At 73.9% G+C, this 13,592-nt stretch carries 16 protein-coding genes; 8 read left to right on the top strand and 8 right to left on the bottom strand.

Features of this window, described 5'->3' with window-relative positions:
* Positions 1-19: 19 nt before the first annotated feature.
* Positions 20-844: an NAD(P)H-binding protein gene (locus tag AB0C76_RS08740; protein WP_359961772.1), complete on the top strand. Its 825-nt coding sequence runs from the start codon at positions 20-22 to the stop codon at positions 842-844.
* On the opposite strand, the gene AB0C76_RS08735 is transcribed toward AB0C76_RS08740, so the two are convergent.
* The 3 genes from AB0C76_RS08735 to AB0C76_RS08725 are packed head-to-tail and all read right to left on the bottom strand — an operon-like array spanning position 833 to position 3,353.
* Entirely contained in the window at positions 833-1,804 is a 972-nt protein-coding gene (locus AB0C76_RS08735; RefSeq protein ID WP_359961770.1) for an NADPH:quinone oxidoreductase family protein, read from the bottom strand. The genes AB0C76_RS08740 and AB0C76_RS08735 overlap by 12 nt on opposite strands.
* Positions 1,801-2,598: an SDR family oxidoreductase gene (locus AB0C76_RS08730; protein WP_359961767.1), complete on the bottom strand. Its 798-nt coding sequence runs from the start codon at positions 2,596-2,598 to the stop codon at positions 1,801-1,803. Before AB0C76_RS08730 ends, AB0C76_RS08735 begins: the two co-directional genes overlap by 4 nt.
* Positions 2,595-3,353: an SDR family oxidoreductase gene (locus AB0C76_RS08725; RefSeq protein WP_359961764.1), complete on the bottom strand. Its 759-nt coding sequence runs from the start codon at positions 3,351-3,353 to the stop codon at positions 2,595-2,597. The genes AB0C76_RS08730 and AB0C76_RS08725 overlap by 4 nt, the downstream gene beginning before the upstream one ends.
* A 235-nt stretch (positions 3,354-3,588) precedes the next feature.
* Here AB0C76_RS08725 and AB0C76_RS08720 point away from each other — a divergent pair, with 235 nt between their 5' ends.
* The 4 genes from AB0C76_RS08720 to AB0C76_RS08705 all read left to right on the top strand — a co-directional run bounded on the left by AB0C76_RS08720 (position 3,589) and on the right by AB0C76_RS08705 (position 7,055).
* Positions 3,589-4,218 (top strand): TetR/AcrR family transcriptional regulator, encoded by a 630-nt coding sequence (locus AB0C76_RS08720; protein WP_359961761.1) that lies wholly within the window; start codon positions 3,589-3,591, stop codon positions 4,216-4,218.
* Positions 4,219-4,538: 320 nt separating this feature from the next.
* Positions 4,539-4,820 (top strand): ABC transporter permease, encoded by a 282-nt coding sequence (locus AB0C76_RS08715; protein WP_359961758.1) that lies wholly within the window; start codon positions 4,539-4,541, stop codon positions 4,818-4,820.
* 24 nt (positions 4,821-4,844) lie between these two features.
* Complete coding sequence (locus AB0C76_RS08710) at positions 4,845-5,624, top strand: hypothetical protein (RefSeq protein ID WP_359961756.1); 780 nt, start codon at positions 4,845-4,847, stop codon at positions 5,622-5,624.
* A 6-nt stretch (positions 5,625-5,630) separates the two neighbouring features.
* Complete coding sequence (locus tag AB0C76_RS08705; protein ID WP_359961754.1) at positions 5,631-7,055, top strand: hypothetical protein; 1,425 nt, start codon at positions 5,631-5,633, stop codon at positions 7,053-7,055.
* Positions 7,056-7,185: 130 nt separating this feature from the next.
* On the opposite strand, the gene AB0C76_RS08700 is transcribed toward AB0C76_RS08705, so the two are convergent.
* The 4 genes from AB0C76_RS08700 to AB0C76_RS08685 form a co-directional block, all read right to left on the bottom strand.
* A complete protein-coding gene (locus AB0C76_RS08700; RefSeq protein ID WP_359961751.1) occupies positions 7,186-8,259 on the bottom strand; it encodes a M14 family metallopeptidase in 1,074 nt (357 codons plus the stop codon).
* Between the two features lie 18 nt (positions 8,260-8,277).
* On the bottom strand, positions 8,278-8,607 hold the full coding sequence (locus AB0C76_RS08695) for a hypothetical protein (protein WP_359961748.1): 330 nt from the start codon (positions 8,605-8,607) through the stop codon (positions 8,278-8,280).
* Between the two features lie 50 nt (positions 8,608-8,657).
* Positions 8,658-9,449, bottom strand: a complete 792-nt coding sequence (locus AB0C76_RS08690; RefSeq protein ID WP_359961745.1) for a TetR/AcrR family transcriptional regulator C-terminal domain-containing protein — start codon at positions 9,447-9,449, stop codon at positions 8,658-8,660.
* Positions 9,450-9,550: 101 nt separating this feature from the next.
* Positions 9,551-10,195, bottom strand: coding sequence for a LysE family transporter (locus AB0C76_RS08685; protein ID WP_359961742.1), 645 nt, complete (start codon positions 10,193-10,195; stop codon positions 9,551-9,553).
* A gap of 207 nt (positions 10,196-10,402) precedes the next feature.
* Here AB0C76_RS08685 and AB0C76_RS08680 point away from each other — a divergent pair, with 207 nt between their 5' ends.
* Both AB0C76_RS08680 and AB0C76_RS08675 read left to right on the top strand, forming a co-directional pair.
* A complete protein-coding gene (locus AB0C76_RS08680) occupies positions 10,403-11,032 on the top strand; it encodes a maleylpyruvate isomerase N-terminal domain-containing protein (RefSeq protein ID WP_359961740.1) in 630 nt (209 codons plus the stop codon).
* A gap of 96 nt (positions 11,033-11,128) precedes the next feature.
* A complete protein-coding gene (locus AB0C76_RS08675; protein WP_359961737.1) occupies positions 11,129-11,494 on the top strand; it encodes a hypothetical protein in 366 nt (121 codons plus the stop codon).
* Positions 11,495-11,566: 72 nt separating this feature from the next.
* On the opposite strand, the gene AB0C76_RS08670 is transcribed toward AB0C76_RS08675, so the two are convergent.
* Positions 11,567-12,451, bottom strand: a complete 885-nt coding sequence (locus AB0C76_RS08670; RefSeq protein ID WP_359961734.1) for a lysozyme — start codon at positions 12,449-12,451, stop codon at positions 11,567-11,569.
* Positions 12,452-12,768: 317 nt separating this feature from the next.
* On the opposite strand from AB0C76_RS08670, the gene AB0C76_RS08665 reads away from it, so the two are divergent.
* Complete coding sequence (locus AB0C76_RS08665) at positions 12,769-13,305, top strand: GNAT family N-acetyltransferase (RefSeq protein WP_359961732.1); 537 nt, start codon at positions 12,769-12,771, stop codon at positions 13,303-13,305.
* Positions 13,306-13,592 lie beyond the last annotated feature (287 nt).

Here is a 13,592-nt window from a genome sequence, read left to right as displayed (position 1 = left end):
CATCCCCTGGAGGGACCCCATGCTGCTCGTCACCGGTGTCAACGGCGCCCTCGGCGCCCTCGTGCTGGAGCGCCTGCGCGGGCGGGAGGGCGTCATCGCGGGCTCCCGCACGCCCGGGAACCTGCCCGACGGCACCCCCGCCCGGCTCGTCGACTTCGACTGGCCGGAGACCCTGAAGACGGCCTTCGCCGGCGTCCGCACCCTGCTGCTGATCTCGGCCGGCGCCGCCGAGGACGACGTCGTGATCGCCCGGCACGGCGCGGCGATCGCGGCGGCCGAGGAAGCGGGCGTCGAGCACGTCGTGTACACGAGCCTGTCCGGCGACGGCGACCACCTGCCCTACGCGCTCGCGCACCGCTGGACGGAACGACGGCTGCGCGAGTCCGCGAGCCTGCGCTGGACGGTGCTGCGCAACGGGCTCTACGCCGAGTTCCTGGCCGCGATCGCCGCGCCGGACGCGGACGGGGTGATCACCGCGCCGCTCGGCGACGGCGGGCTCGCGGCGGTGGCCCGGGCGGACCTCGCCGAGGTGGCGGCCGCCGTGGCCCTCGCACCCGCCGGACACGCGGGCCGGACGTACGAACTGGTGGGAGAGCGGGCGATCGGCGGCGCGGACATCGCGGCGGCGACCGGGGCCGAGTACCGCCCCGCCGCCCTCGCCGGGACGAGGGCGGCGGCGGCCTCGGACGCGCCGGACTTCCAGGTGCCGATGGTGGTGGGCACCTACTCGGCGATCGCCCACGGGTTCCTGGCCGGCCCGGGCGCCCCGGGCGACCTCGCCGCCCTCCTCGGCCGCCCGCCCCGCCCGGCCCTGGACGTCATTGCCGGGACCTCAGTCGCCTAGCACGACCAGACGCCCCACGCTCAGCCCGTCCGCCACCCGCTGGACGGCCTCCGCGGCCGAGGCGAGTGGGAGGCGGGCGCTGACCAGGGGGCGGACCACGCCCGTCTTGGTCAGCTCGGTGAGCTCCTCGTGCGCGGCCTGGACGGTCTGCGGGGCGTGCGTGTTGTAGAGGCCCCAGTGCAGGCCCAGGATCGCGTAGTTCTTCACCAGGGCGTGGTTGAGCGCGGGCGCCGGGATCTGCCCGGCGGCGAAGCCGACCACGACGATCCGGCCCTCGAAGGCGATGCACTTCGTCGAGCCGGTGAAGGCGTCGCCGCCGACCGGGTCGAAGACGACGTCGGCGCCACGGCCGTCCGTCGCCTGCTTCACGACGGCGACGAAGTCCTCGGTCGTCCGGTCCACGACGACGTCCGCGCCGAGCGCGCGGGCCGCCTCCGCCTTGGCCGGGCCGCCGACCACGGCGATCACCTGGGCCCCGGCGGCGCGGCCGAGCTGGACCGCCGCGCTGCCGACCCCGCCCGCCGCCGCGTGCACCAGCAGCGTCTCGCCCGCGCGCAGCCGGGCCCGGCGGTGCAGGGCGAACCAGGCGGTCTGGTAGCCGATGTGCAGCGCGCTCGCCTCGGCGTCGTCCAGCGCCTCGGGGGCGGGGAACGCCGCGGCCGCGTCGAGCAGCGCGTACTCGGCGAACGCGCCGTGCGGCAGCACGGGGGTGCCGATCAGCCGCTCGCCGCGCCGGGCGCCGGCCACGACCTCGCCGCACAGTTCGACGCCGGGCGTGAACGGCAGCGGCGGACGCACCTGGTACTGGCCGCGGACCATCAGCGCGTCCGGGAAGTTGACGGCGGCCGCGCGCACCCGGACGAGCAACTGGCCGGGCCCGGCCACGGGTCGGGGCACGTCCTCGACCAGCTTCATCACTCCGAGCGGCTCGCCGAGCTCGCCCACCTGCCAGGCCCTCACAGCGCGCCGCCCTTCTCGAGTCCCTGCTGGAGCCGGTTCATCGACCCGAGCCAGCGGTCCGGGTCGGTGGCGCGGGCGCGGTAGTACTCGGCGACCTCGGGGTGCGGGAGGATCAGGAAGCGGTCCTCGCGCAGGCCGGTGAGGGCCGCCTCGGCGACGTCCTCGGGGGCGAGGGCGGTCGGTGCGAGCAGGGCCTCGCCGACGGCGCCGGTACCGGCGAGCATGTCGGTGCGCACGCCCTGCGGGCAGAGCGCGTGGACCCGGATGCCGCGGTGGCGGTAGGTCGCGGAGAGCCACTCGGCGAAGGCGAGCGCGCCGTGCTTCGTGACGGCGTACGGGGCCGAGCCGAGCATGCTGAGCAGGCCCGCGGCGGAGACGGTGGCGAGGAACCGGCCCCGGCCGCGCTCCAGCCAGCGGGGGAGCAGCAGGTCGGCGGCCCGCACGTGGGCGAGGACGTTGACCTCCCACGCGCTGGCCCAGGCCGCGGCGGGCGCGTCGGCGCCGCCGATCGGGGCGACGCCCGCGTTGGCGCACCAGACGTCGATCTCGCCGAGCGCCTCCGCGGCCCGCCCGACCAGCTCGGCGAGCCCGTCGGCGGAGGCGGCGTCGCCGGGCAGCGCGGTGCCCCGGATCCGGGCGGCGACGGCGCCGGCGGCGTCCGCGTCCAGGTCGTTGACCACGACGCGCGCACCGGCGGCGGCGAACGCCGTCGCGAGAGCGGCGCCGATGCCGCGTCCGGCGCCGGTGACCACGACGCCCTGTCCGGTGAAGCCCGGCCCGTCGAGGGGGCTCACATCCCACCGCCCAGCGTCACGCCGCCGTCCAGGACGACGGTCTGGCCGGTGATCCACCCGGCGTCGGGGGAGAGCAGGAAGGCGACGGCGCCGGCGACGTCCTCCGGCACGCCGAGGCGGCCCAGCGGGTACTTGGCGGCGACCTTCTCCTCGCGGCCCTCGTACAGGGCCTCGGCGAACTTCGTCTTGACGACGGCGGGGGCGACGGCGTTGACCCGGATCCCCTGCGGGCCGAGCTCGGCGCCGAGCTCCGCGGTGAGCCGGATCAGCGCGGCCTTGCTGACGCCGTACATGCCGATGCCGAGCGAGGCGCGGATGCCCGCGACGGAGGCGACGTTGACGATCGATCCGCCGTGCTCGCCCATCCACGCGGCGTGCACCCGGCGGGTCCAGGCGAGCGGAGCGAGCACGTTGACGGCGAGGATCTTGGCGGCGGCGTCCTCGTCGGTGGTCAGCACCGGTCCGTAGACCGGGTTGATCCCGGTGTTGTTGACGAGGTGGTCGAGCCGCCCGAAGGCCTCCAGGGTGCGGGCGACGGCCTCCTCCTGGTGGGCCGGGTCGTCGGATTTGCCGGCGACGGCGATCGCGTTCTCCGGCCCGCCCAGGTCGCGGACGGCCTCGGCGAGCGGCTCGGGATTGCGGGCGGTCAGGCAGACCTTGGCCCCGCGGGCGACCAGCTCGCGAGCGATCCCGAGGCCGATGCCCCGGCTCGATCCGGTGACGACGGCCACCTTGCCCTTGAAGGAGTGCACCACGGAGGGTCCTGCCTTTCGCGCGGTTCGACGTGAGGTTCGGACGTCGAGGATCAGGGGTGAGGATCAGGGATGGGAAGAGCGCTGACTAAGCGCTTGCTCAGCATGGTGTCGGTGGGGGAGCCTGTCAACAGCCCGCCCGGGCCGTCCGGGGCGGCTGCGGCTCGGCCCGGGCCGTCCGGCGGTCGGCGCGAATGGGCGTACGAGTTCCCGGTGAGGATGATGCGAGGATGACGCCATGACCAGCACGCCCATCGCCGACCTCTGGCCCGCCCCGCCCGGCGGCACCGACTCCCGCCCCGAGGCGGCGTACCGGCTGCTCCAGGCCGCCGTCGAGTCCTTCGCCGAGCGCGGCTTCCACGCCACCACCACCCGCGACATCGCGACCGCCGCGGGGATGAGCCCGGCCGCGCTGTACATCCACTACCCGTCCAAGGCCGCGCTGCTCGCCGAGATCAGCCAGGCCGGGCACGCCGCGACGCTGGCGCTGGTCCGGCGGGCGGCGGCGGGCGAGGAGGAGCCGGCCGAGCGGATGCGGCGGCTGGTCGAGGAGTTCAGCGCCTGGCACGCGCGGGGCCGGATGGTCGGCCGGGTGGTCAACTACGAGCTGCACGCGCTGCCCGAGGACGCGTACGCCGTCGTCGCGGCGCTGCGACTGGACATCGAGCGCGAGGTGAGCGCACTGATCGAGGAGGGCGTCGCAGCGGGCGCCTTCACGGTCTCCGAGGTGCGCACGGCCGCTCGCGCGGTCACCTCGCTCGGCATCGACGTGTCCCGCTGGTACACCGACCGCAGCACCGAGACGCCGGAGGAACTCGGGCGCCGTTACGGCGAGTTGGTGCTGCGGATGCTCGGCGCGCGGGTCTGAGCGCCGATCCCGCCGGTCCCGGCCCCGCCCGGCCTTGACCGGGCTCCCCGCAGCGAGCAGACTCGTATACGAAGTACGTGTGCCTCGTAGGTGTACGCCGCAGGTGTACATCGCCGCCCGGAGCGCGCGGGCCCGACACCGCGCCGCGCCCCGCCCGGCGAACTCCCAAGCGGTCGTGACACTCCGGAACCGAGCGAGAACTCCCAGCAAGAACCCCGCGAGATCCCCTAGCAGACCCCGCCCCGGGCCGTCCCGGCGCGGTCGTGCACCGCGCCCCGAGCGGTCCGGGCGTTCCGGTCTGGAGAAGGGGAGGTGCAGTGATGCCCTTCCAACCCCTCGAACCAGTCCGTCGCGAGAGCCGGGTCCGGCCCCGCTTCTGGCTGGAGAGCGCCCTCGGCAGCCTCTCCGGGCTGCTGTTCCTGATCACCCTGGTGTGGCCGCAGTGGATCGAGACCCTGCTCGGCGTCGACCCGGACGCCGGCAGCGGAGCCGCCGAGTGGCTCGTCGTCGCGCTCGCCGCGGCCGTCACCGCCGCCTGCGCCCTCGGCGCGCGGACCGAGTGGCGCCGGACGCACCCGTCCGCCGCCCGCGCCGCGCACTGACCGCGCCGCCCAAGGAGGATCGCCATGACCGATCCCACGACGTCCGGAGCCCCCGCGGTGCCGCCCGGCGAGATCACCGACCTCGTCCGGCGCTCCCCGATGAGCTTCCTCGGTACGGTCACCCGCATCGGCGGCACCCCGCTCCCCGGCCTGGCGGCCGACGAGCACACCGCCGTCGTCAAGGTCGACCACGTCCTGCACGCACCCGACGCGTTCCGGCGGCTCGCCGGCAGCCGGGTCACCGTGCAACTGCGCGCCGACGCCGCCCCGCTCGCGGTCGGCGACTCGGCCGCCTTCTTCACCGAGGGCCTGTTCTACGGCAGTGGCCTCGCCGTCTCCGAGGTCGGCCGCCTGCCCGCCCACGCCGTCCGCCCGCACGTCGCCCTCGCGGCCACGAGCGCCGACGAACAGCCCTTCTCCGCCGTGCTGCGCGAGATCCACCGGCAGGACCTCGCCGTGCACGCCCGCGAGGCCGACGCCGTGCTCCTCGGCACGGTGGCCGGGCTGGAGCGGATCGACGGTTCCGGCCACTACTCCGAGCACGACCCCGACTGGTGGCGCGCCACCCTGGACGTCCAGCACGTGGAGAGCGGTGCGATCACCGCCGACAGCGTCTCCGTGCTGTACCCCAACAGCCGCGACCGCCACTGGAACCACGTTCCGAAGCCCAGGGCCGGCCAGGCGGGGCTGTGGATCCTGCACGCCACGGAGGGCGACCGGCGGGAGCTGGCGCCGTACGCGCTGCGGGACGCCGACGACTACCAGCCGGCGCACCGGCTCGCCGCGCTGCGCGAAGGGATGTGAGCCGGCATGCCCAGGTTCAAGGTCGTCAACATCACCCCCAAGGCCCTGAGCGGTGAGTCCGAGCAGGACTCCGAGCCGTTCCTCGCGGTCAATCCCGAGAAGCCCACCGAGATGGTGGCGACCGCCTTCACCTCCGACCCGATGGGCGGCCGGTTCGCGCCGGTGTACGTGTCCACGGACGGCGGCAGCAGCTGGTCGCTGAACACGATCGTCCCGGGCGGAGGGGTCATCCAGGGGCACGCGTTCGGCACCGGCGACATCACCGTGGCCTTCGCGGACCGGGGTGGCACCCTGTACGCGGGGATCCTGAACGGTGTGGCCGCCTTCCTCCAGGACAGGACCATCCTGCAGATCCTCCGCACGTCGTCGATCACCTCGACCGCGCCGATGAAGGTGCTCGTCAACCGGGATCCGGTGGACCAGCCCTGGGTCATCGCCGACACCGTCGCGGGAAACGGCGGCGATCACGACCGCGTCTTCATCGGCAACAACGACTTCGCGCACGACCCGCCGAGCCCGAGGTCGGCCACCGTCGACGTCTCGGGCGACGCCAGGACGGCTCCCGGGTCGGCCGGCTTCGCGCCCGTCGGCATCGAGCATCGCACTCCGGCGCAGCAGGACGGTCCGCCGGTCAGGCTGGCCCTGCACCCCGACGGCACGGTCTACGCGGCGTTCGAGAGCTGGACGACCGACAAGGCCGTCAGCCGGCAGGTCTCGAACGTCACCTTCGACGTCGTGGTGACCCGCGACGACAAGGCGGCCGCCGGGGCGAGCCCGTTCCAGGACCTCGTCGACTCCACTGACGGCAGCCCCGGGCAGCGGGTGGCGACCGGCCGCTTCGTGGTGTTCGGCGGCAGCATGGGCCAGGAGCGCATGGGCGGCGACCTGACGATCGCGGTCGACCCGACGGACGCGAACAACGTGTGGATCGCCTGGTGCGACCGGGTCGGCGGCCCGAAGGGCACCGACAACACCCTGCACGTCCAGCGCTCGACCGACCGCGGCCAGAACTGGAGGCGGACGCGCGACGACCTCACCGACGTCAAGAACCCGGCGCTGGCCGTCAACTCCGAGGGTCTGATCGGCCTGGCCTACCAGAAGTTCGCCGACAACCAGTGGACGACGATCCTGGAGACGACCGCCGACAGCTGGAAGAGCGAGCCGGAGACCACCGTGCTCCACCAGGCCCCCGCCGACGTGCCCCAGGCCGTCAGCCTTCCCTACCTGGGCGACTACATCCGGCTGCTCGCGGTCGGCGCCGATTTCTACGGCGTCTTCTCGGGCAACAACACCCCCGACAACGCCAACTTCCCGGTGGGCGTGACGTACCAGCGCAACGCCGACTTCACCACCCACCAACTGGTCGACGTCGACGGCACCCCCGGGGTGCCGGTGTCGATCGACCCGTTCTTCTTCCACCGGGCCGCCTGAGCCCACGAGCCGGAGCTTGAGTCCGCGAGTCGGAGCCTGAGCCCACGGGTCGGAGCGCCCGCCACGACCGGTCGTGGCGGGCGCTCCGCTGTCGGGCACTATGGTTCAGGGGTTTTCACGGTTCGGGGGTTCACGCGGTGGCCAGGCAGAACGCCACGAGGCCCGCGTCCACGTCGAGGATGATCTTCTCCATCTCCGCCCACTTCGGGTGGAACTCCGTTCCCCACTCCACGGTGAACCCGAGCACCCTGCCCTTCCGCGGGTCGACGAGGTGCCGCGCGTACGCGTAGTCGTCGCTGGTCCCGCTGGTCGGGTAGAGGTGGAACCCGGTCTTCGGCGTGTAGGCGATTCCGCGGACGCCGGCGACGCCCTGGCAGAACCGCTCGGCGAGCAGCACCTCGTTGTCGACGTCGCCCTTGTCGATGTACTCGGCGTAGTCGAGGTCGTTCGGGACGCCCCGCCTGTGGTCGAACGTCGCGTTCTGGAAGTTCATCGCGGGGTTGTCCGACTGGTTGTCGTCGTCACCCCAGTTGTAGAGCATGTCCTGCGAGTAGCTGTGCACGTCGATCAGCCAGCCGGTGCGCGGGTACTGGTCGAGCAGCCAGCGGACGTTGCGGGTCTCCGGCTCGGAGAACGCGTGCGGGCCCGCGTAGACCATCGGATCGCACGGGCTGGCCGACACCTGGGGGTGGGCGGCCGGTGAGAAGGCGGTGGTGAAGTCGAAGAGGAAGTCGTAGTTGCGGTTGAGGTCGACGCCGACGCAGCCGGGGGCCGGGTTCCCGCCGCCGTGGGCCGGGTTGCGGTTCTTGCGCCACATCGGCTGGACGGTCTGGCTGTAGAGCCGGCCGTCGGGGTTGACGAGGGGGAGGAGCACCAGGTCCAGGCGCTGGAGCAGCCCGCTCACCTCGGCGGCGCTGTAGGTCGCGCCGCCGTAGCCGAGGCCGGTGCCGTTCTGGTGGGCCTCCAGCAGGTCGGCGGCGAGGTGCACGAGGATCTCGCAGCTGCCCCACTCCCGGGCGTGCACACCGCCGAGCATGACGACGGCGTCCTTGGGGAAGGGCGCCGCGGCGCCGATCTTCAGCGCGCGGATCGTCCGGTTCTCGACGGAGGTCTCGGGCAGGTCGATGAGTTGGGCGAGGCCCGGGTACGCGGTGGCGAGGTTCTCCAGCGCGGACTCGACCTCGACGATGTTCAGGTACGGCATGACGGCTCTCCTCCCTGGTCAGCGGGGGAGCTTGGCGGCCAGGCCGCGCGGCACGGCGCCTTCGGCGAACCGGTTGCCGGCGCCGACCTCGGCCTGGGCGGCCCGGCCCTTGGCGCTGGCGTTCGCGATCCTGACGACCGTGACGCCCTCGCGTTCGAGGGTGGGGATCCGTTCCTCGGGGACGTACGCGTCGATGCCGGCGCTGCCGTCGGGGGCGATGCTCGGGCTGCCGCCCGTGTCCGGGCGGACCTCGTGCAGGAGCGCGCGCAGGGTGTCCACGTCCCTGGCGGTGACGCGGACGCGGAGGATGTCGTTGGGGAGTGGTTCGTTGGGAACGGCGGACATCATGGCGGCCTCTTTCGGGCGCGGGGGATATGTCCGACGTGTACCTCGTATCCTCAGGATGCGCCGCCGCCGTAGAACCCGTCAAGCGGGGCCGGGGGCATCCGGTCGAGCAGGCTGTCCAGGCCGGCCAGCAGCTCCGCCTCGTCGTCGAAGTCCGCGAGCCGGGGCACCAGGGCGCGCAGCCGGGGGTAGTCGGCGGCGGGCAGCCGGTGCAGGCCCAGGCGCAGCGCCGGGTCCGGCTCGGCCTCGTTGTCGACGACCTGGCGCTTGTCGACGAGCATGCAGCCGAGGCTCCAGGCGACGAAGGCGCGGTAGACGGTGAGGGCGGTGGAGTCGTCGAAGCCGGCCCGGTCGAGGACGGCGAGGATGTGTTCGGTCAGGTCGAGCACGGACGCGGGCCGGCGGGTCATCGGCACGGCGAGCGGGCGGGTGGCGACGAGCGGCAGGATCTCGGGGTGGGCGTGCGCGACGGCGGCGAACGTCCGCGCGATGCGGTGCAGTTCGGCGCGCCAGGCGGCCTCCGGGGCCTGCGCGGAGCTGCGCAGGCGCTCGTTGACCTCGGCGAAGTAGGCCTCGATCAGTCCGTCGAGCAGGGCCTCCTTGCCGGGGGTGTAGCGGTAGAGGGCCATGGACTCGACGCCGAGCTCCCCGGCCAGGCGCCGCATGGTGAGCGCCGCGAGCCCCTCGCGGTCGACGAGCGCGACGGCCGTGCGGAGCACCAGCGGACGGTTCAGACGTGCTCGCTTCTCGGGGCCGCCGGGTGCGGGACCTTCGTGTGCGGGGCCGGCCCGACCGGTGTCGTCCGGCCCGGGACCGTCCGGCCCGGTGTCGTCCTGCTCGGCCATGTCCGAACTCCTCCGCGGTGCGGGATACCGAGGGATGTCCAGGGGATACGAATCCAGGATACAAGGTAAATGTGCGACCGAATCGGATGGACTACCCCGAATCAGGGTGAGCCGGGCATACCGGCGAACAGGCGCACCGCCAGCCCGCCGATCACCGCCGCGGAGGCGAGCGCCGTGAGCAGCCGGGCGCGCGGGCCGGTGAGCGCCCGGCCCAGCAGGGCCCCGCCGGTGGCGAGCAGGAGCTGCCAGCTGGCGGAGGCCGCGAACGCGGCGGCGACGAAGACCGCCCGCCCGGCCGCGTCCGGCGCCCCGCCCGGAGCCGTGCCCTGCCGGCCGAGGACGAGTGCGGCGAAGTAGAGCACGGTGAGCGGGTTCATCAGCGTGATGCCGAGCAGCGCGAGGTAGGCGCGGGCGGGCCCGGGCGGTGCGGCCGCCACGGCCTGCCCGGTCCGGAGCCCGGCGCGGAGCGCGGCGACGGCCGTCCGGACGGCGAGGGCGAGCAGCACCAGCGCCGAGGCGATCCGCAGCGGCCCGGCGAGCGGCGTGAGCAGCGGCGCCAGCCCGGCCCCGCCGACGGCTGCGAGCAGCGCGTACAGCCCGTCGGCCGTGGCCACGCCGAGGGCCGCGCAGGCCCCGGTGCGCAGCCCGGCGCGGGCGGTGAGCGCCACGAGGTAGGCCCCGACGGCCCCGACCGGGACGGCGATGCCGTAGCCGGCGAGGAGCCCCGGGACGAGCTCGGCGCTCACGCGCGGGCGCGGTCGGGCCTCCGGAGGTGGCGGCGCTGCTGCTGGACCCGGGCCGGGCGGGCGGCGGAGGTCGGCGGCAGCGGGCGGGCGGAGGTCCTGGTCATGCCCCGATCGTGGGCCCTCAAGTGCCGGGCCGGCAAACGGTTTTCCGGGCCGTTCGGTTACGGTGGACGCACGTTGTCCGCGCCCCTTCCCGGAGGAGACCGAATGGCCCGTCACATCGCCCACGCGAACGATCTGTTGGCCGAGGCCTGGCTCTCCTGGGCGGAACGCGGCAAGGGGCTGGACGCCGAGACGTGGGCCCGGCGGACCCGGCTGCCGGAGTGGACGGTCCTGGACCTGTTCGCGCACGTCGCCCCCAGCGCCGAATCGTTCACGCAGCTGCGCTCCGCCATCGTCGACGGCCCGGCGAAGGTGGAGACGGCCGCCGACGTCCTGCGCTTCTTCAACCAGCCGGGCGGTCTCGCGCACACCGCCGCCGGCCAGGTCGCCGACGCCGCGAAGCAGACCGCCGCCGGGACGGACCCGGCCGGGCTGATCGCCCGCTTCGAGGTCGAGGGCCCGGCCGCGCTGGCCGGCTTCGCGGACCTCTCGCCGGACACCGTCGCCGCCCACCCGCTCCTCGGCACCGTGCGGATCGGCGCGCTGGCCGAGGTGGCGCTCATGGAGGCGACCGTCCACCTGCTCGACCTGATCGCCGCCGTCGGTGGCCCGCCGCCCGCCGACGCGGCCCTGCACGCGGTCCGCGCGCTGCTCGCCGAGGTGGCCGACCCGGTCGCGTTCATCGAGGCGGCGTCGGGCCGTTCGGACGTCGCGGTGCTTCCCGTCATCCGCTGACCCGAGTCCTCGATGGATCCTCCATCGCAGGTCAGGCGTACGATGTGCGCCGGAACCCCGCAAGGGGGGATTTCGGGGACGACGGGGGATGGGCCGATGTTCGACATCGCGTGGTGGATCGTGCCGGCAGTGCTGTACGGCGGCGGGTACGTCGCGAACAACGCCCGCCGGGCGCTGAAGACGCGGCACGAGCGCAAGCTGGAGCTGCTGGAGGCGGCCGACCGCCAGCAGGCCGCACTGGAGGCGGCCAAGCGCCCGCCCGAGCCGGTCTGCGGCTGTACGCACCACCTGGCCAAGCACGACAAGCAGGGCCGCTGCCACGAGGAGGTCGAGGCGCCCACCGCGTGGGACGCCGAGCGCCGGCCGGTGCAGTTCGAGCCGCGCCAGTGCAACTGCCAGCAGTACGTGGGCCCAGAGCCGCTCGGCACGGTCTTCGCCCAGGACCTCGTCGACCCGCGCTGAGCACGGTGGAGGGGAGCCCCCGGACTTTCGCCGGGGGCTCCCTTCGTCGCGTCCTGCCCGGCCTTGCTCGCGTCAGCCGGCGGCGAGGGCCTGGAGGCGGTCGTAGGCGCCGTTGAAGAGGTCCTGGTCGCCGGGGAAGGTGCCGGAGGAGGCGTACTGCCAGATGGTCTGGTAGGCCCAGCCGTTCGGCAGGGTGCCGGGCGAACTGGAGTAGCGGGCGATCCAGAGGGGGTTGGTGGCGCCGAAATCACCGTTGTTTCCGGTGCATCGGGACCACCAGTTGGTCGAGGTGTAGATCGTCGGGTAGCGGCCGGTGCGGGCGAGGACGGTGTCGCTGAAGTCGTGGATCCAGGCGACCATGGCGCCCTGGCTCAGCCCGTAGCAGGTCGCGCCGTACGGGTTGTACTCGATGTCGAGCGCGGGCGGCAGCGTGACCCCGTCGGCGGACCAGCCGCCGCCGTTGTCCACCAGGAAGTTGGCCTGGACGGCGCCCGAGGAGCGGTTCGGCAGCGCGAAGTGGTAGGCGCCGCGGATGAGTCCGGCGTTGTAGGAGCCGTTGTACTGCTGCGCGAAGGACGGGTTCCGGTACGTGGTGCCCTCGGTCGCCTTGACGTAGGCGAAGTCGGCGCCGTCGGCGGCGGCCGTGGCCCAGTCGACGCTGCCCTGCCAGCTGGAGACGTCCATGCCGGCGGTCTGGGTGACGGCGAACGGGCGGATCGCGGACCGGTCCGCGGTGCCGCCCTCGTGGGCGGCGATCGTGGAGCCGGCGAAGTCGATTTCGGGGTGCGGGAGTTCGGTCGAGGCGCCGACGGGGGCGGGATCGTCCGCGTACGCCGGTGCGGCGGCGGCCGTGACCAGCGCGACCGTCGCGGCGAGCGCGGCCAGTGCGGTGCGGCGGCGGGTGGGGACGGGTCTGGTGGTGCCGGTGGGGCGGGCGGAGCGGGAAGTGCTGGACATGAACACTCCTCTGGTCCGGTGCTTGACGGCCCAACGGGTCCGGGGCGGCCGGGAGTCGGCCCGGCCGGGGAGCAGAGTAGCCATGCACCCGCCAGGAAGACCAGACACCCGGGCCCCACCCCCAACCGCTGTCACGTGTGGCGGTCCGACACCGCGCGCCCCGGCCGTCCGCCCGTTGCCCGTGCGCCTCCCCGCCGTCGTCCGTGGTTCGCCCGGGCCTGCCGGTCAGGGGTCCGCGCAGCTGTGACACGATGCCCGCAAGGCCGCCCCACCTGGGACGATCGCGACAGGCCAGAGCAAGCGGAAGGACCGCCCCCATGACCGAGACCGTTCACCCGCCCGTCTTCCGCCCGGCGACCGCCGCCGACGTGCCCGCGCTCGTCGCCCTCGTCGAGTCCGCCTACCGCGGCGACTCCAGCCGCACCGGCTGGACCACCGAGGCCGACCTGCTGGACGGGCGGCGCACCGACGCCGACGCCGTCGCCGAGGCGGTCGGCCACCCCGAGGGCGTCGTCCTGGTCGCCGAGCGGGACGGCGAACTCCTCGCCTGCTGCCAGCTGGAACGCCACGCCGGCCACGCCTACTTCGGCATGTTCTCGGTGCGCCCCGGCCTCCAGGGCGGCGGCCTCGGCCGGTCCGTGCTGGCCGAGGCGGAGCGGCTCGCGGGGGAGGAGTGGGGCGTCACGGTGCTGGAGATGAAGGTGATCGAGCAGCGCGCCGACCTCATCGCCTGGTACGAGCGCCGCGGCTACCGCCGGACCGGCGTCTACACCCCGTTCCCGTACGGCGACGAGCGCTTCGGCATCCCGCGCCGCGAGGACCTGCGCTTCGAGACGCTGACGAAGGAGATCTAGGCCCGCCCCCTGGAGCGGTCGCGGTCCCGACGCCCCCGGACGTCGCCCACGAGGCGCGCCGGGGGCGTCTTCTCGTGGTCGGATCCGTCATCCCTGGAAGGTGGTCCGCGGGTGATGCTCCGTCAAAGTCGCTGACCAGCCCCGATGCGGAGATGTCATACCTCGTTCATGATTGGTCTAGGCCAATGTGAGACCCTGGGATCGAACGGCCGACGTTCCGTCCCACTCCCAGGGGGCCAATTCCGCATGCCCGTACTCCATGGCACCGCCATGCCCGCGCCCGACAC

The sequence above is a fragment of the Kitasatospora sp. NPDC048722 genome, from assembly GCF_040650235.1.
GTDB lineage: Bacteria > Actinomycetota > Actinomycetes > Streptomycetales > Streptomycetaceae > Kitasatospora.
The sequence above is the reverse complement of the archived record's forward strand: the minus strand, read 5'-3'. Positions and strand labels throughout refer to the sequence as shown.